A 22,816-nucleotide genomic window follows, 5' to 3' on the forward strand; every position below is an offset into this window, starting at 1 on the left:
TGTGTCCCTTCGTTCGGGTGGATTGGGACTGCTGTATTCGGGCGGAGCGTGGGGACTGCGCGTGGGATGCCTTCAGGATCGTCGTCGGCGGGCGGGGCGGCTCATTCGATCACCTGGTTCAGCACGATGCTGGTGATTTCCGGCGCGTCCTCGATCTCGTCGAGTTGCACCCTGAGCATCCGCACCTTGTAGACCACCGAGGGGAAGTAGGCGTCGCCGAGCACGCCCCAGAGGTTGTTGAGCTGCTCGAAGTTCATGTTGACCATCTCGAACACCAGCTTTTCCAGCGACGCCGGAAAGGGCGTGGCGCCCAGCCCGGACTGGGTCGCGGCGGAGAACCAGCGCCGGGACTGGAACAGCTCGATGGTCTTGGAAAGATGGATGAGGCTGGTTTCGTACGGGTCGAACTTGAAGGCGATCAGCAGGTAGAGATTGAGGAACACCGGCGGCTCGATGTAGCGCGACTTGCCCTGGCGCTTCTCGACGTGGGGCGTGTTGCGCAGGACCGGTTCTTCCTCGACGTTGATCAGCGAGATGTAGGCGCCGACGGCGCCGGCGTCCTCGGCCAGCTTGCGCGCCGAGTTGGCGATGACGTCGTCATCGGCCACGCCGAGATGGCGGCGAATTTCCTTGCGGATGAACTCGACTGCGTCAGCGATCATGGGGCTTCCCTCGATCGGGCCCGCCTTACAGCTCGGGTTTCGGTATAGGTCCGCGTTGCGCTTGCGTCAATTTTCGGGCATGGCCGAAAGCCTTCTAGGACGGGGCTTTGCGGCGATTTGCCATTACGCTGGAAGGCCCGGTTCTGGCGTGCCCGGGGTTTTCGCGGGGGCCGGGATACCGCTTGTCCGATCGTGCCGGCGGCAGCGGGAACAGCGGAGTGGAATTGCTCCATTGGAACGATTCGCCTGGTACGTCGATCTGCTCAAATCGGGCTGTCCGGAGCTCATCGACCGGACTACCCGAGTTCATGATGCGACGCGCTTCCCGCCTGCGGCAGGATGGGCGCCTCGCCAACCCCACTGCCAGGATTCGCCAGAGCATGAAAGTCGACGTAGCCCAGCTGAAACTGCTGACCGAGCATCGGAACATCCATATTCCCCTGCTGGACCATATGAATTTCCGCCACTGCCCGGACGCGGAGGGCGGCCCCGGGAACATCGTCATGCAGGTCGACGCCAGGCACGTGAACAGCCTGGGCAATACCCACGGCGGCGTGCTGATGACCATCCTCGACGTGGTGATGGCGTTCAACGCCAGCCAGCGCGACGAGCAGAAGCGCGCCTGCGTGACCATCGAGATGAAGACCAACTTCCTCAGCCCCGGCGGCATGGTCGGCGACCTGATCGAAGCGGTCGGCTGCGTGCGCCGCCACACCCGCTCCATCGCCTTCTGCGAAGGCGAGGTGCGCAACGCCGCCGGCGAAGTGGTCGCCACCGCGTCGGGGACCTTCAAGTACGTCAACCGGCAGCGGACGCCGGCTGCGGACGTTTGAGGGGCGGGGCGGGTGCGCTCCGCCCCACGTACTGCGACGTGATGTCGGCAATGTGTAGGGTGGATCACGCTCCATCGATCCGCCATTCGGCCTGTCCGGCGCGTGCAATGGTGGATGAAAAAAGCCTCATCCACCCTACGTTTGCAGGTTGCTCGGAGCCCCTGTAGGAGCGCGCCATGCGCGCGACCTTGGCGTCACCGAGGTGTCGTGGGGCCCCGACACCGTTTCGCTGGAATATCCGGGTAGGGCGCATAACGCGCCCGCGTTATCCGTCATCCCATCGCCGCGGCCTGGTCGGCGGATGAAGCGTTCCGCTTCATTCGCCCTACACCTGGGCGCGACCGGTCGCGGGCATGGCCCGCTCCTACGGAATACTGGCGCCTGGACTCACTCCCGCCCCGGCAGCATCCGGACCAGCGTGTTGTCGCGCGTGACGAAGTGGTGGAACAGCGCCGCCGCCGCGTGCAGGCCGATCAGCCAGTAGCCGATGACGCCCACCGTCTCGTGGACTTCCTTGATCTGCTTGGCCAGGTCCGGATCCTTGCCGATCAGGTGCGGCAGCTCCAGGCCCCAGAACGGTACCGGCTTGTCGCCGGCGCTGAGGACCATCCAGCCGGCCAGCGGCATGCCGATCATCAGGGCATAGAGGGCGAGGTGCATCGCCTTGGCCAGCACGTTCTGCCAGCCCGGCAGCGGCGGCTGGATGCCCGGCGCCGGCACTAGCAGGCGGGCGACGATGCGCAGCCAGACCAGGGTGAACACGGTCAGGCCGAGCATGAAGTGGAATTTCATCAGCAGCGCCCGCGGCTCGCTGCCCTTGGGATAATTGCTGTGCATTTCGACGGCGATGTAGACACCGGCGATCAGCAACAGCATCAGCCAGTGCAATGCGATCGACAGTCTTCCATAGCGGTTGTTCGGGTTTCTCAGGCTCATGGTGGCTCCTATCGGTGGAATGCATCCCCGCTCTGCCGGCGGGTTCGTGCATTGTCATGGTCCGGCCTTAACCGGACCTGAAGTCGACAGCAGCCTGAGTGTAGTGTCCGGCGGCGACCGCTGCGCTTCAGCCCTCGTTCACCGGACCCTGGCGGGCGCGGATGGCGTCGACCAGGCGTTTCGCCAGGGCCGGGTAGTCCTGGTCGAAATGATGGCCGCCGGGCAGCTGGAGGTTCTCGCCGAGGGTCTGGGGCTGGGTGCAGCCGCTCTCGTCCTTCTCCTCGATGCCATAGACGCAGAGCACCTTCTGCGCCGGCAGGCGGGCCAGTTCCGGGCCGGTGGCGGCTTCCGTACCGGCCTTGCCGAGCCAGCCCTGCACCTCGATCTCGAAGCTGCCGCTGCGGGCGAAGGCGATCAGCAGCAGGGCGTCGACTTCCTTCTGTTCCGCGCCCGGCAGGCGGTTGTAGATCGCCGGCAGCACGTCGGCGCCGAACGAATAGCCAGCCAGCACGAAGCGCCTGGCGCCCCATTTCTCGCGGTAGTGGCGCATCAGCACGGCGAGGTCGGCGGCGCTCTGTTCGGGTGTCTTGTGCTGCCAGTAGTAGCGCAGCGTATCGACGCCCACCACCGGATAGCCGAGTCGGGCCATCTGCTCCGCCACGGCGCGGTCGAGATCGCGCCAGCCGCCATCGCCGGAATAGAACAGGGTGACGGTTTCCGCGGTCTTCGCGGCCGGCACCTCGACCACCGGGAAGTCGTCGCCGCTGCCTTGCAGCAGGTGGCGCAACTGGTCGTCCAGCACCTTCGGCAGCGGCGTGTCGTAGTCGGCGATCACCGTCTCGGCGTTCTTCAGACCGCGGGCGAAGCGGGCGCTGGGATCGTCCGGGTTGTCGTTCCAGACGGCGGTCCACTGGCCGTGGGCGGCGCTCTGTGGCAGCGGGGTGGCGGCGCAGTCCGGCTTGTCCAGGGCGAAGCCGACCGACAGCGCGCGGGCCTTGTCGTCATCCTGCCCGGCCAGCCAGCGCCAGGCATAGGCGGCGCCGGCATCGATGCCGGCGACCAGGGTCGGCGCGCCGTCGAGCAGTTGCAGGGCGGCCTGGGCGCGCTGCTGCTGGGCGGCGCAGTCCTTGTCGGGGAAGACGAACTGCACCACCCGGGCGCCGTTGTCGTGGGCCAGGGCGAGCAGTTGCGCGTCGTCGAGCTTCTGTCCCTGCGGCACGGCGAGCAGCACCCGGGCGTTCGGCTGCTTGCCGGGAATCGCCAGGGAGACGGCGCTGCCGTCGGGCAGCGTACTGTGCTGCAACCTGGCCTGGGAGGCCGGGCGGCTCCAGACCAGCAGCGCGAGGGCGACGATGATGGCAATGAGTACGATGAGTAGATGACGCCAGCGACGTTTCAGCATGTCAGCGTTTCACCAGTCCGGTCAGGCCGCCGGCGATCAGGGCGGCGGTATCGGCCAGCGCCACCAGCGGATCGAGTCCGGCTGGCACGGCCAGGTAGCGGGGTTCCCAGTCGGGCTGGAACTTGTCCTTGAAGCGGCGCAGGCCCTGGAAATTGTAGAACTGCTCGCCGCGGCGGAACACCAGCGCGCCGAGGCGCTGGGTCAGCGGCGCGCCGCGTCGCGGCTGAAGGCCGGCCAGCGGCACCATGCCCAGGCTGAAGCGCGCGTGGCCCTGGGCCTTGTAGTGGAGGATCAGGCCGAGCATGAGGAATTCCATGGTCAGCTTCGGCGCTTCCGGGTGCGCGCGCATCAGATCCAGGCTGGCGAGCTCCTTGCCCGCGGTCTCCAGCAGGTTGACGAAGGCCACGGCGCGGCCCTGGAAGCGGACGATGGCGATGCGGAAATGGCGCAGGTATTGCGGGGTGAAGCGTCCGAGGGAGAAACCCTTCTCGCGCACGTTCTTGCCGCCCAGCCAGGCGTCGGATATCGCCTTCAACTCGTCCAGCGGCGCCTGCCCGGGTTCGTGGAACTCGATGGACAGGCCGTCGCGCTGGCCGCGGTTCCAGGTGTAGCGCAGGTCCTTCATGTCCTTGCCCTTGCTTTCCAGGTCGAAGCGGCGCAGGTCGACCCGCGCCTCCTCGCCGAGCTTGAGCGCGGTCAGGCCGATGTCCATGTAGAACGGCAGGTTCTCCGCGCGCACCTGGTAGAACACCGGGCGCGCGTGGTGCTGGTCGCAGAGGTCGCGGAACTGCCAGATCAGCTCGGCGCGGGCCTGGGCCGGGCCGATCGGGTCGTACAGCGCCACCAGGCTGCGGCCGCGGCGGGCGTACATGATGAAGGCGTCGTCGCCGGGGTGAAACAGCAGCGCCTTGTCGCCGGTCAGCGCCAGCCCGCCGTCGGGCTGCTCCGAGCGGGCGAGGATGCGCGCGGCGCGGTCCAGTTCCTCGCCGCTGGGTTCATGGATCGTCGGCGGCTCGGTGCGCAGCAGCCAGGCCAGGGTCACCGCCGCCAGCAGCAGGCAGCTGCCCAGCGCCGCGCGCAGCCCGCGCGGGGCGTCGCCGTCGAGGGCGAACTGCCACCAGAGTTCGTGGCTGTAGGGCACGTCCTGGTAGGCGAACAGCAGCAGCCAGACCGACGCGCCGAGCACGCAGATGGCGGCCACCAGGTACAGCGGCGAGAACGGCATCTCCATCAGCCGGCTGCGACGGTAGAAGGCGCGGCGGAAGACCAGCAGCAGCACGGCGGTGACCGAGAGGATCAGCGCCTCTTCCCAGTCGAAGCCCTTCAGCAGCGAGAGCACCGCGCCGCTCAGCAGCAGGCCGAGGGTCAGCGCCCAGGCCGCCGACAGCCGCCGGCGCAGGCCGTGGGCGAGCAGCAGGCAGAGCACGCCGACCAGGCTGGCGGCGAAGTGCGAGGCATCGATCAGGCGGTGCGGGACGAGGAAGCCGAGTTCCTCCAGGCGGGTATCGACGGTCGGCGTGGCGCCGGAGAACAGCAGCACGATGCCGGAAATGAACACCAGCAGCGCCAGCACCGGCGCCGCCATCCCCGAGGCGATGCGCAGCGCCTGCTGCGCGATCAGTGCCCGGCGGACCTCGATCACCAGCAACAGCAGGCAGGCGACGATCAGCGGCAGCACCACGTAGATCAGCCGGTACAGCAGCAGCGCGGCGGCCAGCGGCGCGGTGCCGATCTGCCCGGCGAAGGCCGCCAGCAGCACCGCCTCGAACACCCCGACGCCGCCCGGCACGTGGCTGAGCACGCCGGCGGCCAGGGCGATCAGGTAGACCAGCAGGAAGGCGCCGAACGGCGGTGCCTCGGGCAGCAGCAGGTAGAGCACGCTGGCGGCGATGGCCACGTCCAGCGCGGTGATCGCCAGCTGCAACAGCGACAGGCGCAGGCCCGGCAGGCGGATGCTGCGGCGGCCGACGCGCACCAGGTGGCTGTCCGGCGACGGCTGCTCCGGCAGGCGCCGGCGCTCGATGCCGATCACCAGCAGCGCGCAGAACAGCAGGACGCCGAGCGCCAGCGTCGCCACCATCCATTCCGGCAGGCGCAGCGCCGCGGCTGCCGGGGCGAGATCGCTGAGCGCCGCCAGTGCGGCCAGCGGCGGCAATGCGCAACCCAGCGCGAGGCTGGAGAACAGCGTCATCCGCGCCACCTCGCCGGCGCCCACGCCGCTGCGCGCATACAGGCGATAGCGCACCGATCCGCCGGAAAGCATCGACAGCCCCACCGCATTGCCGATGGCGAAGGCGGTGAAGCCGCCGGTCAGCAGCAGCGGCGTCGGCAGCGTCACCCCGGCGAAGCGGCTGGCGGACCATTCATAGCCGAGCATGACGACGAAGCCGAGCACCATCGCCGCCAGCGCGCCGATCAGCGCCGAACCGGGAACCGCCAGCACGGCTGCGTGCAGCGTATCCGGATCGATTTCCTTGAGCAGGTGATAACAGGCGATGAGCGCGAGGGCGAACAGGAGGAGGGTGACGGCTACGCCGATGGGCTGGCGGTAGGCGGAAAGCTTGTCCAGCAGGCTCTGCCGGGGGAGATGGAGCGGGGCGTCGGGAGCAGAAGAAGAGTTGGCGCGCATTTGGCACCTCATGGAGTTTGCGCGACAGATTATGGGCCCTGCGGCGAATTCCAAGTCCCCTGCGGCAGTATTTTTAGCCGGGAACGGTGCGTTGCGACTTTTTTCACCGCAACGAAAAAAGCCACTCAAGTGAGTGGCTTTTTCGAATTTGGTTGCGGGAGCTGGATTTGAACCAACGACCTTCGGGTTATGAGCCCGACGAGCTACCAGACTGCTCCATCCCGCGCCGGCAATTCTACTCGGATGAGAGGCTATGTCAATCGATTTCTTCTTTTCAATCAATTATTTAAATTGATCGCGAACGAAAAAGGCCACTCCGAAGAGTGGCCTTTCTACGTTGAATCTGGTTGCGGGAGCTGGATTTGAACCAACGACCTTCGGGTTATGAGCCCGACGAGCTACCAGACTGCTCCATCCCGCGGCGGCAATTCTACCCGGATGAGAGGGACTGTCAATCGATTTCTTCTTTTCAATCAATTATTTAAATTGAGCACGAACGAAAAAGGCCACTCCGAAGAGTGGCCTTTTTGCGTTGAATCTGGTTGCGGGAGCTGGATTTGAACCAACGACCTTCGGGTTATGAGCCCGACGAGCTACCAGACTGCTCCATCCCGCGGCGGCCATTCTACTGGCGAGACTCGCCCTGTCAACCTGATATTGGGGAAAAGTGTTTTTTCTTCAGATATTTAGCTGCGGCGGAAAGTCGCCCGCGAGGGCATCGAGACAGCGCTGCCGAGGCCTTCAAGGGGGATCAGAAGGCGATGCTGGCGCTCAGGTTGCCGCTGAGTCCGTGGCTGTCGCTGCCCTTCAGCGCCTTCACTTCCGCGCCCAGGGTCAGGGTGCCGAGATTGGCGCCGAGATTCGCGCCGGCGCTGAACAGGTCGCGGCTGTCGAAGGCCGAAGCCTGTTCGACGGGAATGCCCAGCACGGAGCCCTTGCTGTTCACCTGCGGGTCGCCGAGGACGTGCTCGTAGCCAACGGTCAGGCCGGGCGTCAGCGTCCAATCACCCAGGCGCGAGTGACCCAGGCCGATGCCGAGGCTGGTGACCAGGCTGGTGACGGTCTTGTCGATATCGTCGACGTCCAGTGCCAGTTCGCTGCCGTGTTCGCGGAAGCCGTCCAGTTGCAGATGGCTGACCCGGATGCCGACGGACGGATCGATCTCGAAGCCGCCTTGTTCCAGCACGCGGTAGCCGATCAGGCCGGTAGCGCCGTACAGCTTGCCGTCGGTGTCGCCCTTGGCCGTGCCGAGGCCGCCGCCGAGCTGGCGGCTGGCGTCGTAATCGATGCTGCCGGCGTGGATGCTTAGGTCGGCGTAGAGACCCTGGCTCAGATCATCGAAGGCGTAGCGGCCGCCGAGGGTGACGAAGGCCAGGTCGGCATCGGCGTCGGCCCCGGCGCTGCTCACCGAGCCCCAGCTGTAGCCGAAGCCGGCGCGGGCGCTGAGATTGCTCGCGAAGCGATGGGTCACCCCGATCAGCGTGCCCTGGTTGTGCTCGTTGCTGCTGGCGACGTCCGTCGAACCGTCGGTGCCGACATAGCCGGCCAGCGCGGTCATCCACAGCCGGCTCTCGCCGTCGCGCAGCTCGCGGCCGCTGGCGTAGGGCGCGGCGGCTTCGTCGATCTGCCGCGACTGGCGCAGCAGATAGCTGGCGGAGTCGGCGTGCACCTGGCCGCCGACGGTGTTCTCGACGCCGCCGAGGCTGCCGGCATCGATCGCCGACTGCAGGAAGAAGTTGAAGTCGGTGTCCCGGCCGGACAGCGAGCTGTCCTGCAGGGTATTCAGCAGTCCGGCGCCGGCCGCGGCGTTGCCGCTCAGCCCCAGTTCGCCGGGCAGGGTGGCGAAGCTCACCATCTTGCCGCGCAGGACATAGATGGTCGCCTGGTCCAGCCCCAGGCCCTGGATCAGGTAGTTCTCCACCGAGCCATAGCTGGCCGCGATCTGGTCGAAGCCGGCCTGCAGGTAGCTCGCTTCCACGCCGAGCAGCGGCTCGTAGGCAGCGGCCATCGCCGGCGACAGGGCCTGCAGCTGGGCCAGGGTAGCGGCCGTCCGTGCGGCGGTGTAGTCGTTGGTGGCCAGGTAGTCCTGCATGATGACGTCGCGGGATACGCCAGCGATGGACTGCAGCATGGCCGCGGTCCAGCCGGTGCGGTCCTTGCCGGCGGTGCAGTGGAACAGTGCGGCGTCTTCCGCGCTGGCCAGCTCCATGAGAACGTCGCGCATCCTGGAGCGCATGCCCGGATCGGTGACGAAGGCGCGCTCGCTGTCCTCCATCATGGTGCGCGAGGCTTGTGCGCTGGTCAGGTTGATGTCGAAGGCGCCGGTGTCGGAAGTGCCGATCACGTTGATGTTCATGTAGCGCGCGCCAGCTGGAAGGATGTCCGGCGTGGTGTTCGCTTCGTCCGGGGTGCGCAGGTCGATGACCTTGCTTATGCCCAGGGTATCGACGATGGCCTGGTCGGCCGGCGTCAGGGTCAGGGCGTTGGAGCGGTAGAACACGCCAGCGCGCATCACCCCGTCGTTGTCGGTGGTGTACGCCGCGGTGGTGCCGGCGACGTCGCGGAAGTTGTCGACGCCGATCAGGCGTGGGGTATCCAGTGGTTGGGCGGCAGCCACGGCGGTGGCGAGGGGCAGGCAAACCAGGGAGGTAGAGCAGAGTAAACGAGACAGCAAGACTTGATACTCCGGACAGGTGGTAGACGGGCGGCAATCCTGACCGGGGTGGATGACAGTGGTACGTACGTACCATTAAGGATTTGTTTCAGGCCGGCGATCGAGCCTCGTCGAAGAGGCCGGCAGCGCCTGCTTCCTGCGCTATGATGCAAGGCCGCACGCGCCCCAGCTGCAGCCGCCCGCCGCCATGTCCCAGCGAAAGATCATTCATATAGATTGCGACTGCTTCTACGCCGCCATCGAGATGCGCGACGACCCGAGCCTGGTCGGCAAGCCGCTGGCTGTCGGCGGGGCGCCGGACAAGCGCGGGGTGGTCGCCACCTGCAACTACGAGGCGCGGGTCTATGGGCTGCATTCGGCGATGGCGATGCGCACGGCGGTGAAGCTGTGCCCGGACCTGACCATCGTGCGGCCGCGGATGGATGTCTATAAGGGGGTGTCGCGGGAAATCCACGCGATCTTCCGCGACTACACCGAGCGCATCGAGCCGCTGTCGCTGGACGAGGCCTATCTCGACGTCAGCGACAGCCCGCATTTCTCCGGCAGCGCCACGCGCATCGCCCAGGACATCCGTCGGCGGGTCTGGCAGTCGCTGCGGATCACGGTGTCGGCCGGGGTGGCGCCGAACAAGTTCCTCGCCAAGATCGCCAGCGACTGGCGCAAGCCCGACGGGCTGTTCGTGATCACCCCGGACGAGGTGGAGGATTTCGTCGCCGGGCTGCCGGTGAAGAAGCTGCACGGCGTCGGCAAGGTGACGGCGGACAAGCTGGCGCGCCTCGGCATCACCACCTGCCTGGACCTGCGCGACTGGTCGCGCATCGCCCTGGCGAAGGAGTTCGGCAGCTTCGGCGAGCGCCTGTGGAACCTGGCGCGGGGCATCGACGAGCGCCCGGTGGAGGTGGACAGCCGGCGCCAGTCGATCAGCGTGGAGAACACCTTCGACCGCGACCTGCCCGATCTCGCTGCCTGCCAGGACGAACTGCCGGGCCTGCTCGGCGAGCTGGAGCGGCGCATGGGCCGGCTGGACGGCAGCTATCGCCCGGGCAAGCCGTTCATCAAGCTGAAGTTCCACGACTTCACCCAGACCACCCTGGAGCAGGCCGGCGCCGCGCGCGACCTGGACAGCTACCGGCTGCTGCTGGCCCAGGCCTTCCAGCGCGGCGACAAGCCGGTGCGGCTGATCGGTGTCGGCGTGCGGCTGGTCGACCTGCGCGAAGGCAGCGAACAGCTCAGGCTGTTCTGAACCTCACTTGTCCTCGGGCCACAGGCGGATCGCCCTGCCGGTTTCCGGCCACAGGCGCAGCTGGCCCTGTTCGCTGAAGTCCCAGCGCTGCACCTTGCCCAGCGTGGCGAGGAAGCGCTGTTCCTGCTCCATCAGCGCCGGGGCGCACATCTTGCGGGTACTGCCGGCCTGGCCGAAGGTCAGGTTCTCGCCGTCCATGGTGTAGCTGGCGAACCAGTGGTTGCAGCCGGCGTTGCCGTAGGCGCGGCCCTTGCCGTCGAGGGTCAGGGTCAGGTGGCTGTAGTCCATCAGCGGACGCTCGCCGATCCATTCGACGCGGTAGGTCTTCTCGGTTTCCAGCTGCGGCTGGCTGGCGCAGCCGGCGAGGGCGGCGGTCAGCGCGGTGAGGGCGATCAGGGCTTTCATGGGCTTTCCTTGGACTTGCAGGCAGGGCACAGGTGTTTTCCTTCGGCGTGGGTCCAGCCGAGTTCGGTGATGCGGGCTTCGGCGGCCGGCTTGAGGGCGGGCTTGCCGAGGCTGGCGTCGACGGCGAATTCGAAATCCAGCTGGCTGCCGCAGCCGTCGCAGTCGACCTTCCAGTTGTGGATCGCAAGTTCGTTGAACGCCGGCCCCCTGGCCACGGCCGTCCACTGTCCCGGCGGGTTGATCAGGTGGCGGACCTTCTCCACCTCCAGGCTCATGCTGAGGGTGCGGCTGCCCTTGAGGGTGACCAGCAGGGTGTCGCCGATCTGGATCGAGCCGCCGGTGCCGGTGACCTGGTAGCGGCCGGGAACCAGCGCCCGGCATTCGCTGAGGGTGTGCTGCGGGTTGAGCAGGGTGTAGCGGAAATCGTGTTGTGCCATGGGGCCTCCGAAAAGGGCGGGAATGCTATCACGCCATCAGCCGTTGACCTGGTTGACCGGTGCGCCCCGCTTCCAGGCGGCGATGTTGGCGAGCGTGGTGTCGGCGATGGCGGCCAGGGCCTCCTGGGTGAGGAAGGCCTGGTGCGCGGTGATGATCACGTTGGGGAAGGTCAGCAGGCGGGCGAGCACGTCGTCCTGCAGCGGCAGGTCGGAGCGATCGGCGAAGAAGATGTCCGCCTCCTCCTCGTAGACGTCCAGGCCGAGGTAGCCGAGCTGGCCGCTCTTCAGCGCCTCGATCAGCGCCGGGGTGTCCACCAGGGCGCCGCGGCTGGTGTTTATCAGCATCGAGCCGCGCTTCATCCGCTGCAGGCTGGCGGCGTCGATCAGGTGGCGGGTGGCGCTGTTCAGCGGGCAGTGCAGGCTGATGATGTCGGATTCGGCGAGCAGTTCGTCGAGCGGCACGAAGCGTCCGCCCATGGCTTCCACCTCGGGGTTGGGCTGCGGGTCGAAGGCCAGCACGCGGCAGCCGAAGCCGGCCATGATGCGGGCGAAGACCGCGCCGATCTGCCCGCTGCCGACCACCCCGACGGTGCGGCCGTTGAGGTCGAAGCCGGTCAGCCCATGCAGGGCGAAGTTGCCTTCGCGGGTGCGGTTGTAGGCGCGGTGCAGGTGGCGGCAGAGGGCCAGGACCAGGCCCACCGCGTGTTCGGCCACCGCATGGGGCGAGTAGGCCGGCACCCGCACCACCGCCAGGCCGAGGGCGCGGGCGGCGGCGAGGTCGACGTGGTTGTAGCCGGCCGAGCGCAGGGCGATCAGCCGCGTGCCGCCGGCGGCCAGGTGTTCCAGCACCGGGCGCGACAGGTCGTCGTTGACGAAGGCGCAGACCACCTCGAAGCCCATCGCCAGCGCCGAGGTGTCGAGGCGCAGCTGCGCCTCCTGGAAATGCAGTTCGAAGCCGTGCGGCCGGTTGCCGGCGAGGAAGCTTTCGCGGTCGTAGTTCTGGCTGCTGAACAGGATGATGCGCATGGGGATTCAGTTCTCAGTGCGAGTCGTGGGGCTGGCTGGCGGGGAAGAAGGAGTGGCTTTCCGCGACCCGGGCCAGTTCGCCTATGGCCTTGTCCAGGGTGTCCAGCGCCGTGGGGAGTTCCGGGTCGTTCTGCTTGAGCAGGGTTTCGCAGCGCTGGCAGGCGGCGCGCAGCTGCGGCACGCCGCAGTAGCGGGTGGCGCCGTGCAGGCGGTGGATGCGTTCGAGCAGGGTGGCGCGGTCGTTGCGCTCGCGGGCCAGGCGGATCGCCTGGCGATCGGCGGCCAGCGAGGCGAGCAGCATGGCCAGCATGTCGGCGGCCAGGTCGACCTTGCCGGCGGCCAGGCGCAGGCCTTCCTCGGGATCGATCACGCTGAGGTCGGCGCCGCTGCCGGGCGTCGCGGCGCTCTCGTAGCGCGGCGCGCCGAGGGCCAGGCCGGTCCACTTGAGCACCACCTGGGTCAATTGCCGTTCGTTGATCGGCTTGGTCAGGTAGTCGTCCATCCCGCCCTGCAGCAGGGCGCGTTTCTCGCTGGCCAGGGCGTGGGCGGTGAGGGCGATGATCGGCACCGCGGCGACTTCCCGCTCGGCTTCCCACTGGCGGATCGCCAGGGTTGCCTGGCGGCCATCCATGCCGGGCATCTGCACGTCCATGAAGACCAGGTCGTAGCGCTCGCGCTGCACCGCTTCCACCGCGGCCTGGCCGCTGCTGACGGCGGTGACCTGGGCGCCGAGGTCGCTGAGCAGGGTCTGCACCAGCAGCAGGTTGGCCGGGTTGTCGTCGACGCAGAGCAGGCGAGGCAGCTTGCGCGCCAGGTGGCCGGCGGGCTTGTCCTTGCGCACCGGCTGCAGGTGCAGCAGGTCGTTGAGCGCCTGCTGCAGCTTGCGCGTGCAGGCCGGCTTGCTCTGCACCTGGCTTTCCGGCAGCACGGCGTTGAACTGGCCCTGCTCGATGGTCGGGCACAGCACCAGGCTCTTGCAGCCCTGCTGCTCGAACTCGCGGATGGTCCGTCGCAGCGCGTCCGGCGGGTTGGCCGCGACGCTCACGCCGAGCAGCGCCAGGGTGACCGGCGGCTCGTCCGCGGCCGGGGTTTCCAGGCTGGCCTTGAGGCTCGCCAGGTCGGCGAATTCGCTGACCTGCAGGCCGCAGTCCTCCAACTGGTGGTGCAGGGCGTTGCGGGTCAGCTCGTGCGGTTCGTAGAGCGCCACGCGGTGGCCGTCGGCCAGGGGCAGGAGGATATCCTCCACGCCGTGGCGGGCCTTCGGCAGGCTCAGGCTGATCCAGAATTCCGAACCCTGGCCGCTGCGGCTGTCGACGCCGATCTCGCCGCCCATCTGTTCCACCAGGCGCTTGGAGATCACCAGGCCGAGGCCGGTGCCGCCGGCCTGCCGCGACAGCGAGTTGTCGGCCTGGCTGAAGGCCTGGAACAGGGTGCGCAGGTCGGTCTCGTTGAGGCCGATGCCGGTGTCGCGCACGCTGATGCGCAGCTGCGCGCGCTCGTCGTTCTCGTCCTCCAGCATCGCCCGCACCGCGATGCTGCCCTCGTGGGTGAACTTGATGGCGTTGCTCACCAGGTTGGTCAGCACCTGCTTCAGCCGCTGCGGGTCGCCGACCAGGTGCAGCGGCGTGTCGCGGTAGATCAGCCCGACCAGTTCCAGCTGCTTCTCGTGGGCGGCGGGGGCGAGGATGGTCAGGGTGTCCTGGATCAGCTCGCGCAGGTTGAACGGGATGTTCTCGAGGATCAGCTTGCCGGCCTCGATCTTCGAGAAGTCGAGGATCTCGTTGATGATGCCGAGCAGGCTGTCGGCGGACTTCTGGATGGTGCCGAGGTAGTCGCGCTGGCGCGAGGTCACCTCGCTCTTCTGCAGCAGGTTGGTGAAGCCGATGATGCCGTTGAGCGGGGTGCGGATCTCGTGGCTCATGTTGGCGAGGAACTCGGACTTGATCCGGCTCGCTTCCAGCGCCTCCTTGCGCGCCAGGTCCAGCTCGATGTTCTGGATCTCGATGGTCTCCAGGTTCTGCCGCACGTCCTCGGTGGCCTGGTCGATGTTGTGCTGCATTTCCTCCTGGGCGCTCTGCAGGGCCTCGGCCATGCGGTTGATGCCGCTGGCGAGCTGGTCCAGTTCGTGGCTGCCGAGGGCCGGCAGGCGGGTTTCCAGGCGGCCTTCCTTGAGCTTGGCCACGCCCTGGGCGATCTGCTGCAACGGCGCGCTGATGGTGCGGCTCAGGCGCAGGGAGAGCAGGGCGGTGACCAGCAGGCCGGTGACGATCAGCAGCAGGCTGGCGAACAGGCTGCGGTAGCCGCGCAGCAGGGTGCCGTGGTGCGACAGTTCCAGCTCGACCCAGCCGAGCAGGCGCTCGGCGTCCTCTTCGGGCGCGCCGGACAGGCTGCGGTGGTGGCCGAGCACCGGCAGCAGGAAGTGCGTGGTGTCGAGGCTGCTGGCCATGCTCATGTGGTGGCTGACGTCGCCGGTGGGCAGCGGGGTGAGGAAGCTCGGTCCGGCGTGGGCCAGGCGCACGCGGTCCGGACTGAGGAAGGTGACCGCGCGCACGTCGGGCTGCTCCAGCGCCTCGCTGGCGATGCGGCCGAGCAGTTCGGCGTTGTTCTGCGCCAGGGCGGGGGCGGAAAGCGGCGCCAGTTGCTCGGCGATCAACTGGCCGCGCTCGATCAGCTGCGCGCGCAGGTCGGACAGCTGCACCCAGGTGAAATAGCCGCCGAGCACCAGCGCCAGCAGGCTGGTGGGCAGCAGGGTCAGCAGCAGGATCCGCCCCTTGATGCCGAGGTCGTTGAGCACGCGCGTTCTCCGAATTCCCGAATTTCTGGGCAGTGTAGCGGTTTGCCGACGCTCGATCTCGACCGCCGGCCGTCCCTTCGGCTTGCTGCCGTTATCTGGCATCATGAATAATTATTAGATTGCTAATCACTCTTGATTGCCAATGAATCAGCTTACTTCGCCGTCACCCCGTCTGCTCGCCATCGAGGACGACCCGACGCTGGGCGCGCACCTGCTCGACCATCTGCATGGCCGCGGCTTCGCCGTGACCTGGTGCCGCGACGGCCTGGACGGGCTGGCGCAGGCGCGCGGGGAAGCCTTCGACCTGATCCTGATGGACATCATGCTGCCCGGCTGCAGCGGCCTCGACGCCCTGCGCCAGCTACGCCGGGAGCAGCGCGTGCCGGTGATCCTGATGTCCGCGCTGGGCGCCGAGCAGGACCGCATCGCCGGCTTCTCCCAGGGCGCCGACGACTACCTGCCCAAGCCGTTCAGCCTCGCCGAGCTGAGCGTGCGCATCGATGCGATCCTTCGCCGGGTGGCGCTGGAGCGCGGCAACCAGGGGCTTGCGGACGGTCCCTGCGGCCTGCGTTTCGACGCCGAACGCTGCGACGTCAGCCTGGACGGCAACCGCGCCGGCCTGACCGCCACCGAATACCGCCTGCTGGAAACCTTCCTCGCCAGCCCCGGCGAGACGCAGAGCAAGGCCTTCCTCTACCAGCACGTGCTGAACCGTGGCTACACCGCCCACGACCGCAGCCTGGACATGCACGTCAGCCACCTGCGCCGCAAGTTGCAGGCGATCGGCTACCAGGGCCACCAGCTGCGCACCGTGTGGGGCAAGGGCTACGTGCTGGCCGAAGGGGACGCCTGAGTTGCCCGGACGCCATTCGCTGTTCTGGAAGATGGCGGTCGCCCTGGTGACGCTCTGCCTGCTGGTGATCTGGCTGTCCTGGACCTGGGGCCGCCAGGTCGAGCGCGACAACTATTTCCTCTCCACGGAAGCCCGCCAGGTGCTCGGCGGCTACGCGCGGGAGGCGGAAGAAGCCTGGCGCCGCGGCGGCGAGGATGGCGTGGACGAATGGCTGGCGACCATGCGTGGTCGGGAAGCGGGCTGGATCGCGGTGATCGACGGGCGCCTGCAATCCCTCGCCAGCCAGCCGCTGGGCATCGACGAAGCCGGGCGCCTGACCTTCCTGCGCGGCCTCGACTGGCCGATGAGCAGGCGCAGTCGCGGCCTGCCTTATATAGGCATTCCGTTCCCCGGCCATCCCACCGACGGCCGCCTGGTCATCCAGTTGCCGGAGCGCTTCAAGCCGGGGGGCTTTTCCCCGATGTTGCGGCTGGTCACCCACGGCCTGGTACCGGGCGGGCTGGCCCTGCTGCTCTGCGTGCTGCTCTATCGCCAGCTGATCCATCCGCTGGCGCGCCTGCGCGAGCATGCCAACGCCCTGCGCGGCGACGATCTCGGCTCCGGCGCCGCCCGCGAGGTCAGCCGCCGGCGCGACGAACTGGGCGAGCTGGGCCGCGCCTTCGACCACATGGCCGGGCGCCTGAGCGGCCACATCGCCTTCCAGCGCCAGCTGCTGCGCGACCTCTCCCACGAACTGCGCACTCCGCTCAGCCGCCTGCGCGTGGCGGCGGAGAGCGATTTGCCGGCCGAGGTGCTGCGCCAGCGCCTGGAGCGCGATGTGGAAGTCATGCAGCGGCTGGTGGAGAACACCCTGGAGCTGGCCTGGCTGGACACCGAGCGGCCGCGCCTGCCGATGGAGGACATCTCCGTCCCCTCGCTGTGGGAACTGCTGGTGGAGGACGCCTGCTTCGAGACCGGCTGGCCGGCGGCGCGCTTCCAGCTGGATTTGCCGGCCGAGTGCAGCGTGCGCGGCCATCTCAACGGGCTGGCGAAGGCGCTGGAGAACCTGCTGCGCAACGCCATCCGCCATTCCCCCGAGGGCGGCAGCATCCGCCTGAGCGGCGAGCGCGAAGGCGACTACTGGCACCTGCGCCTGCAGGACCAGGGGCCGGGAGTGGCGGAGGCCGACCTGGAGCGCATCTTCCTGCCCTTCACCCGGCTGTCCGACGCGCGCTCCGGCGAGGGCTTCGGCCTCGGCCTGAGCATCGCCCGCAGCGCCATCCGCCTGCAGGGCGGCGAACTCTGGGCCGAGCGCGGCGAACCCGGGCTGTGCCTGCACCTGCGTTTGCCGCAGGCCGTCGCCCTGTAGGCATTCGTATAGGTTTTGTACGGAACTTTCTTATGGCGTAGGAAAGTTTGCCGCTATCATAGGTGGCCTTCCCACCGTCGTTCCGGAATCGAGTAGCTCCATGACCGTGCAGTACCCGACCATCGCCGACTGCGTCGGCAATACCCCGCTGGTGCGCCTGCAGCGTATCGCCGGGGAGACTTCCAACACCCTGCTGGTGAAGCTCGAAGGCAACAATCCCGCGGGCTCGGTGAAGGATCGCCCGGCGCTTTCGATGATCACCCGCGCCGAACTGCGCGGCGACATCCAGCCCGGCGACACGCTGATCGAGGCGACTTCCGGCAACACCGGCATCGCCCTGGCGATGGCGGCGGCGATCAAGGGTTACCGGATGATCCTGATCATGCCGGACAACTCCACCGCCGAGCGCAAGGCGGCGATGACCGCCTACGGCGCCGAGCTGATCCTGGTGAGCAAGGAGCAGGGCATGGAAGGCGCCCGCGACCTCGCCGACCAGATGCAGCGCGACGGCAAGGGCAAGGTCCTCGACCAGTTCGCCAACGGCGACAACCCGGAAGCCCACTACTACAGCACCGGCCCGGAAATCTGGCGGCAGACCGACGGCACGGTCACCCACTTCATCAGCTCCATGGGCACCACCGGTACCATCATGGGCGTGTCGCGCTACCTCAAGGAGCAGAATCCGGCGGTGCAGATCGTCGGCCTGCAGCCCACCGAAGGCGCGTCGATTCCCGGCATCCGCCGCTGGCCGCAGGAATACCTGCCGAAGATCTACGACGCCAGCCGCATCGACCGCGTGGTCGACATGCCGCAGGGCGAGGCCGAGGACGTGATGCGTCGCCTGGCCCGCGAGGAAGGCATCTTCTGCGGGGTTTCCTCCGGCGGCGCGGTGGCGGCGATGCTGCGACTGTCCCGCGAGGTGGAGAACGCCGTGATGGTGGCGGTGATCACCGACCGCGGCGACCGCTACCTGTCTTCCGGCCTGTTCGACCAGCGCTGATCCGCCATGGCCAAGAACAGAGGCGGCCTGCGCTTCCAGCCCAGCGGCGGGAGCCGCGGGCCGTCGGTGCCGGTGGGCAAGAAGCAGCGCCTGCAGATCGAGCGCCTGGCCCATGACGGCCGCGGCATCGCCCATCTCGAGGGGCGCACCTGGTTCGTCGCCGGCGCCTTGCCCGGCGAGTCGGTCGAGGCCCGCGTGCTGTCCGCGCGCAGCCAGGTGGTGGAGGCGCGCAGCGAGCGTGTCCTGCAGGCCGCCGAGCTGCGCCGCGAGCCGCCGTGCCCGGTGGCCGGACAGTGCGGCGGCTGCACCCTGCAGCATCTGCCGCATGTGCAGCAGCTGGAACTGAAGCAGCGGACCCTCGCGGAACAATTGCAACGCTTCTCCGGTCTGGTTCCGGAAAGCTGGGCCGCGCCGCTGGTGGGCCCCGAATTCGGCTATCGCCGCCGCGCGCGCATCGCCGTGCGCTGGGATGCCAAGGCGCGGCGGCTGGACGTCGGCTTCCGCGCCGCCGCCAGCCAGGAGATCGTCGCCTTCGACGACTGCCTGGTGCTGGTCCCGCAGCTGCAGGCGCTGGCCCGCGAGCTGCCGGAACTGCTGCGCGGCTTCGTCCGCCCGCAGGCGCTCGGCCATGTCGAACTCTTTCACGGCACCACCAGCGCCCTGTTGCTGCGGCATGTGGAGCCGCTGGCCGATGCCGATCTGCAGCGGCTGGAGAACTTCTGTTCGGCACGGGATGTGCAGGCGTGGCTCCAGGGCGACGGCGAACCGGCGCCGATGAACGGTACTGCGGAGCTGGGCTACCGCCTCGACGACTGGAACCTGACGCTGGCCTACCGGCCCGGGGATTTCGTGCAGGTGAACGCTCCGGTGAACGCGGCGATGGTCCACCAGGCGCTGGACTGGCTGGCCCCACGCTCCGGCGAACGGGTGCTAGACCTGTTCTGTGGCCTGGGCAACTTCGCCCTGCCGCTGGCCCGCCAGGCGCGGGAAGTGGTCGGCGTGGAAGGCGTGCAGGCGATGGTCGAGCGCGCCGCGGCGAATGCGGCGGGCAACGGCCTGGGCAATACGAGATTCTTCCAGGCGGACCTTTCGCGTCCGCTGGCCGAAGCACCCTGGTTCAGCGAGGGGGCGACGGACGGCTTCACCGCCGTGCTGCTCGATCCTCCGCGCGACGGGGCACTGGAGATGGCACGTGGAATGGGTTCGCTGGGCGCCGAGCGGGTGCTCTATGTGTCCTGCAACCCGGCGACCCTGGCGCGCGACGCCGGCGAGCTGGCCCGCCAGGGCTATCGCCTGAAACGCGCCGGCATCCTCGACATGTTCCCGCAGACGGCGCATGTGGAGGCGATGGCTTTGTTCGAGGTGGGCTAGGACAGCTCACGCAATCCGACCGGCACTAATCAAGAGCCTGTTCATGAACAGATTCGAAAAAAGCCGGCGTTTTGAGCGGTGCACTTTCCAGCACCGTGGGGAAGGGTAGACAGATGGTACAGGTGAGAGCGCACCAGCCGGTCAACACCGACGGCAGCATCAACCTCGAGGCCTGGCTGGACCATGTCCAGAGCCTGGTCCCGGTGCTGGACCGCAAGGTCCTGCTGGAGGCGTGCGAATTCGCCCGCGAGGCCGAGCAGAAGGCCAGCAGCGGTACGGAAAACTCCTGGGCGGAGGGGACCTCCAGCTTCCAGATCGGTCTGGAAATCGCCGAAATCCTGGCGGACCTCAAGCTCGACCAGGAATCCCTGGTGGCCGCGGTGATCTACCGCGGCGTGCGCGAAGGCAAGGTCAAGCTGGAAACCGTGCAGGAACGCTTCGGTTCGGTGGTCGCCAAGCTGATCGAGGGCGTGCTGCGCATGGCGGCGATCAGCGCCAGTCTCAACCCGCGGCAGTCCATGGTGCTCGGCACCCAGGCGCAGGTGGAGAACCTGCGCAAGATGCTGGTGGCGATGGTCGACGACGTGCGCGTCGCACTGATCAAGCTGGCCGAGCGCACCTGCGCCATCCGCGCGGTGAAGAACGCCGACGAGGAGAAGCGCCACCGCGTCGCCCGCGAAGTCTTCGACATCTACGCGCCGCTCGCCCACCGCCTCGGCATCGGCCACATCAAGTGGGAGCTGGAGGACCTGTCCTTCCGCTACCTGGAGCCGGTGCAGTACAAGCAGATCGCCAAGCTGCTGCACGAACGCCGCCTCGACCGCGAGCAGTACATCGCCACCGTCATGGCGCAGCTCAAGGAGGCGCTGGCCGCCACCGGCATCAAGGCCGACCTCAGCGGCCGCGCCAAGCACATCTATTCGATCTGGCGGAAGATGCAGCGCAAGGGCCTGGATTTCAGCCAGATCTACGACGTCCGCGCGGTGCGCGTGCTGGTCCCGGAAATGCGCGACTGCTACACCGCGCTGGGCATCGTGCACACCCTGTGGCGGCACATTCCCAAGGAATTCGACGACTACATCGCCAACCCCAAGGAGAACGGCTACCGCTCGCTGCACACCGCGGTGATCGGCCCCGAGGGCAAGGTGCTGGAGGTGCAGATCCGCACCCACTCGATGCACGAGGAAGCCGAGCTGGGCGTGTGCGCGCACTGGCGCTACAAGGGCACCGACGTCAAGGCCAGCTCCAACCATTACGAAGAGAAGATCGCCTGGCTGCGCCAGGTGCTCGAATGGCACGAGGAACTCGGCGACATCGGCGGCCTGGCCGAACAGCTGCGCGTCGACATCGAGCCCGACCGGGTCTACGTGTTCACCCCGGACGGCCACGCCATCGACCTGCCCAAGGGCTCCACGCCGCTGGACTTCGCCTACCGCGTGCACACCGAGGTCGGCCACAACTGCCGCGGCGCCAAGATCAACGGCCGCATCGTGCCGCTGAACTACAGCCTGCAGACCGGCGAGCAGGTGGAGATCATCACCGGCAAGCACAGCGGACCGAGCCGCGACTGGCTCAACCCCAACCTCGGCTACGTCGCCACCTCGCGGGCGCGGGCGAAGATCGTCCACTGGTTCAAGCTGCAGGCCCGCGACCAGAACGTCGCCGCCGGCAAGACCCTGCTGGAACGCGAACTCGGCCGCCTGGCGCTGCGCCCGGTGGACTTCGACAAGCTGGCGGACAAGGCCAACTACAAGGCCGCCGAGGACATGTTCGCCGCCCTCGGCGCCGGCGACCTGCGCCTGGCCCACGTGGTCAACTACGCGCACCAGCTGGTCGAGCCGGAGCGCGCCAGCGAGCAGCTCGAACTCATCCCGCGCAAGCACGGCAGGGTCGGCCACGGCAAGCGCGGCGACATCCAGATCCAGGGCGTGGGCAACCTGCTGACGCAGATGGCCGGCTGCTGCCAGCCGCTGCCGGGCGACCCGATCGTCGGCTACATCACCCTCGGCCGCGGCGTCACCATCCACCGTCAGGATTGCGCCACCGCGCTGCAACTGGCCGGCCGCGAGCCGGAGCGGATCATCCAGGTGAGCTGGGGCCCGGTGCCGGTGCAGACCTATCCGGTGGATATCGTCATCCGCGCCTACGACCGTTCCGGCCTGCTGCGCGACGTTTCCCAGGTGCTGCTCAACGACCGCATCAACGTGCTGGCGGTGAACACCCGTTCGGACAAGGAAGACAACACCGCGGTCATGCGCCTGACCATCGAGATCCCCGGCCTGGATGCGCTCGGCCGGCTGCTGGCGCGGATTTCCCAGTTGCCGAACATCATCGAGGCGCGTCGCGATCGCGCGGGTGGCAAGGATGTATGACCTCGGCGACCTGCTGCACCTGATGGCCCGTCTTCGCGACCCGAAGTACGGCTGCCCGTGGGACCTGAAGCAGAGCTACGAGACCATCGTCCCCTACACCCTGGAAGAGGCCTACGAGGTCGCCGACGCCATCGAGCGCGGCGACTTCGCCCATCTGCGCGAGGAACTCGGCGACCTGCTGTTCCAGGTCGTCTACTACACGCAGCTGGCGCGCGAGGAGCAGCGCTTCGGCTTCGACGAGGTGGTCGACGGCATCACCCGCAAGCTGGTGCGCCGCCATCCCCACGTGTTCCCCGACGGCGACCTGTACGGCGCGCCGGACATGGCCAGGCTGGAAGAGGCCGCGGTGAAGCAGCGCTGGGAAGAGCTGAAGGCCGAGGAGCGCGCCGCCAAGGCCGCCGAGCCGGTGCAGCTGTCCCTGCTGGACGACGTGCCGGTGGCGCTGCCCGCGCTGTCGCGCGCGGCCAAGCTGCAGAAACGCGCGGCGCAGGTCGGCTTCGACTGGCCGGAAGCCCTGCCGGTGGTGGACAAGCTGCGCGAAGAGCTGGACGAAGTGTTGGAGGCCATGGCCGACGACGATCCCGAGGCACTGGCGGAGGAGGTGGGCGACCTGCTGTTCACGGTGGTCAACCTGGCCCGGCATCTCAAGGTCGAACCGGAAACCGCGCTGCGTGTCGCGAACGGCAAGTTCGAGCGGCGCTTCCGCTACATCGAGGAAGTCCTCCGCGACGCCGGCCGCAAGCCGGAAGAGTGCACCCTGGAAGAGCTGGACGCGATCTGGAGCGAGGCCAAGCGCGAAGAGGACGACCGGCCGGGGTGTGGCTGAACCCT

The 22,816-nt window shown here is 67.9% G+C and carries 16 protein-coding genes, 3 tRNA genes and 1 pseudogene; 8 read left to right on the forward strand and 12 right to left on the reverse strand.

Annotated elements, in window-relative coordinates; translation table 11 throughout:
• Positions 1-101: 101 nt before the first annotated feature.
• On the reverse strand, positions 102-662 hold the full coding sequence (locus BLR75_RS02675; RefSeq protein WP_084309832.1) for a Pvc16 family protein: 561 nt from the start codon (positions 660-662) through the stop codon (positions 102-104).
• A 380-nt stretch (positions 663-1,042) separates the two neighbouring features.
• On the opposite strand from BLR75_RS02675, the gene BLR75_RS02680 reads away from it, so the two are divergent.
• Positions 1,043-1,495, forward strand: a complete 453-nt coding sequence (locus BLR75_RS02680) for a PaaI family thioesterase (protein ID WP_084309833.1) — start codon at positions 1,043-1,045, stop codon at positions 1,493-1,495.
• 387 nt (positions 1,496-1,882) lie between these two features.
• Here BLR75_RS02680 and BLR75_RS02685 read toward each other — a convergent pair whose 3' ends face one another.
• The 7 genes and pseudogenes from BLR75_RS02685 to BLR75_RS02715 all read right to left on the reverse strand — a co-directional run bounded on the left by BLR75_RS02685 (position 1,883) and on the right by BLR75_RS02715 (position 9,136).
• Positions 1,883-2,431, reverse strand: coding sequence for a cytochrome b (locus BLR75_RS02685; protein ID WP_084309834.1), 549 nt, complete (start codon positions 2,429-2,431; stop codon positions 1,883-1,885).
• Positions 2,432-2,558: 127 nt separating this feature from the next.
• Positions 2,559-3,833: a virulence factor family protein gene (locus tag BLR75_RS02690; RefSeq protein WP_084309835.1), complete on the reverse strand. Its 1,275-nt coding sequence runs from the start codon at positions 3,831-3,833 to the stop codon at positions 2,559-2,561.
• A 1-nt stretch (position 3,834) separates the two neighbouring features.
• A pseudogene (mprF, locus tag BLR75_RS02695) lies at positions 3,835-6,399 on the reverse strand (bifunctional lysylphosphatidylglycerol flippase/synthetase MprF); the annotation flags it as partial.
• A 212-nt stretch (positions 6,400-6,611) separates the two neighbouring features.
• Positions 6,612-6,688, reverse strand: a tRNA-Met gene (locus BLR75_RS02700).
• Positions 6,689-6,806: 118 nt separating this feature from the next.
• A tRNA-Met gene (locus tag BLR75_RS02705) sits at positions 6,807-6,883 on the reverse strand.
• Positions 6,884-7,001: 118 nt separating this feature from the next.
• Positions 7,002-7,078, reverse strand: a tRNA-Met gene (locus tag BLR75_RS02710).
• A gap of 135 nt (positions 7,079-7,213) precedes the next feature.
• The gene (locus BLR75_RS02715; RefSeq protein WP_084309837.1) at positions 7,214-9,136 is read right to left on the reverse strand and encodes a tyrosine-protein phosphatase; all 1,923 of its coding nucleotides are present in this window, start codon (positions 9,134-9,136) and stop codon (positions 7,214-7,216) included.
• Positions 9,137-9,323: 187 nt separating this feature from the next.
• Here BLR75_RS02715 and dinB point away from each other — a divergent pair, with 187 nt between their 5' ends.
• On the forward strand, positions 9,324-10,379 hold the full coding sequence (gene dinB / locus BLR75_RS02720; protein WP_084309838.1) for a DNA polymerase IV: 1,056 nt from the start codon (positions 9,324-9,326) through the stop codon (positions 10,377-10,379).
• A 3-nt stretch (positions 10,380-10,382) separates the two neighbouring features.
• On the opposite strand, the gene BLR75_RS02725 is transcribed toward dinB, so the two are convergent.
• The 4 genes from BLR75_RS02725 to BLR75_RS02740 are packed head-to-tail and all read right to left on the reverse strand — an operon-like array spanning position 10,383 to position 15,041.
• Positions 10,383-10,784 carry an META domain-containing protein gene (locus tag BLR75_RS02725; protein WP_084309839.1) on the reverse strand — a complete coding sequence of 134 codons (402 nt, stop codon included), beginning with the start codon at positions 10,782-10,784 and terminating at the stop codon, positions 10,383-10,385.
• Positions 10,781-11,221 carry a hypothetical protein gene (locus BLR75_RS02730; protein ID WP_084309840.1) on the reverse strand — a complete coding sequence of 147 codons (441 nt, stop codon included), beginning with the start codon at positions 11,219-11,221 and terminating at the stop codon, positions 10,781-10,783. Before BLR75_RS02730 ends, BLR75_RS02725 begins: the two co-directional genes overlap by 4 nt.
• A gap of 36 nt (positions 11,222-11,257) precedes the next feature.
• Positions 11,258-12,247 (reverse strand): 2-hydroxyacid dehydrogenase, encoded by a 990-nt coding sequence (locus BLR75_RS02735; RefSeq protein ID WP_084309841.1) that lies wholly within the window; start codon positions 12,245-12,247, stop codon positions 11,258-11,260.
• 13 nt (positions 12,248-12,260) lie between these two features.
• Complete coding sequence (locus BLR75_RS02740; protein ID WP_084309842.1) at positions 12,261-15,041, reverse strand: ATP-binding protein; 2,781 nt, start codon at positions 15,039-15,041, stop codon at positions 12,261-12,263.
• Positions 15,042-15,183: 142 nt separating this feature from the next.
• On the opposite strand from BLR75_RS02740, the gene BLR75_RS02745 reads away from it, so the two are divergent.
• From BLR75_RS02745 to mazG, 6 genes are all read left to right on the forward strand, one after another.
• Complete coding sequence (locus tag BLR75_RS02745; RefSeq protein WP_084309843.1) at positions 15,184-15,894, forward strand: response regulator transcription factor; 711 nt, start codon at positions 15,184-15,186, stop codon at positions 15,892-15,894.
• Positions 15,895-15,925: 31 nt separating this feature from the next.
• Positions 15,926-17,242, forward strand: coding sequence for a HAMP domain-containing sensor histidine kinase (locus tag BLR75_RS02750; protein ID WP_084310144.1), 1,317 nt, complete (start codon positions 15,926-15,928; stop codon positions 17,240-17,242).
• 100 nt (positions 17,243-17,342) lie between these two features.
• Positions 17,343-18,242 (forward strand): cysteine synthase CysM, encoded by a 900-nt coding sequence (gene cysM, locus BLR75_RS02755; protein ID WP_084309844.1) that lies wholly within the window; start codon positions 17,343-17,345, stop codon positions 18,240-18,242.
• Positions 18,243-18,248: 6 nt separating this feature from the next.
• Positions 18,249-19,613, forward strand: a complete 1,365-nt coding sequence (gene rlmD, locus BLR75_RS02760) for a 23S rRNA (uracil(1939)-C(5))-methyltransferase RlmD (RefSeq protein ID WP_084309845.1) — start codon at positions 18,249-18,251, stop codon at positions 19,611-19,613.
• A 113-nt stretch (positions 19,614-19,726) separates the two neighbouring features.
• Entirely contained in the window at positions 19,727-21,985 is a 2,259-nt protein-coding gene (gene relA / locus BLR75_RS02765) for a GTP diphosphokinase (protein WP_084309846.1), read from the forward strand.
• Positions 21,978-22,811 carry a nucleoside triphosphate pyrophosphohydrolase gene (gene mazG / locus BLR75_RS02770; protein WP_084309847.1) on the forward strand — a complete coding sequence of 278 codons (834 nt, stop codon included), beginning with the start codon at positions 21,978-21,980 and terminating at the stop codon, positions 22,809-22,811. Before relA ends, mazG begins: the two co-directional genes overlap by 8 nt.
• Positions 22,812-22,816: the final 5 nt, after the last annotated feature.

Origin of the sequence: Pseudomonas jinjuensis (genome assembly GCF_900103845.1) — a bacterium.
In the GTDB taxonomy this organism is placed as follows: domain Bacteria; phylum Pseudomonadota; class Gammaproteobacteria; order Pseudomonadales; family Pseudomonadaceae; genus Pseudomonas; species Pseudomonas jinjuensis.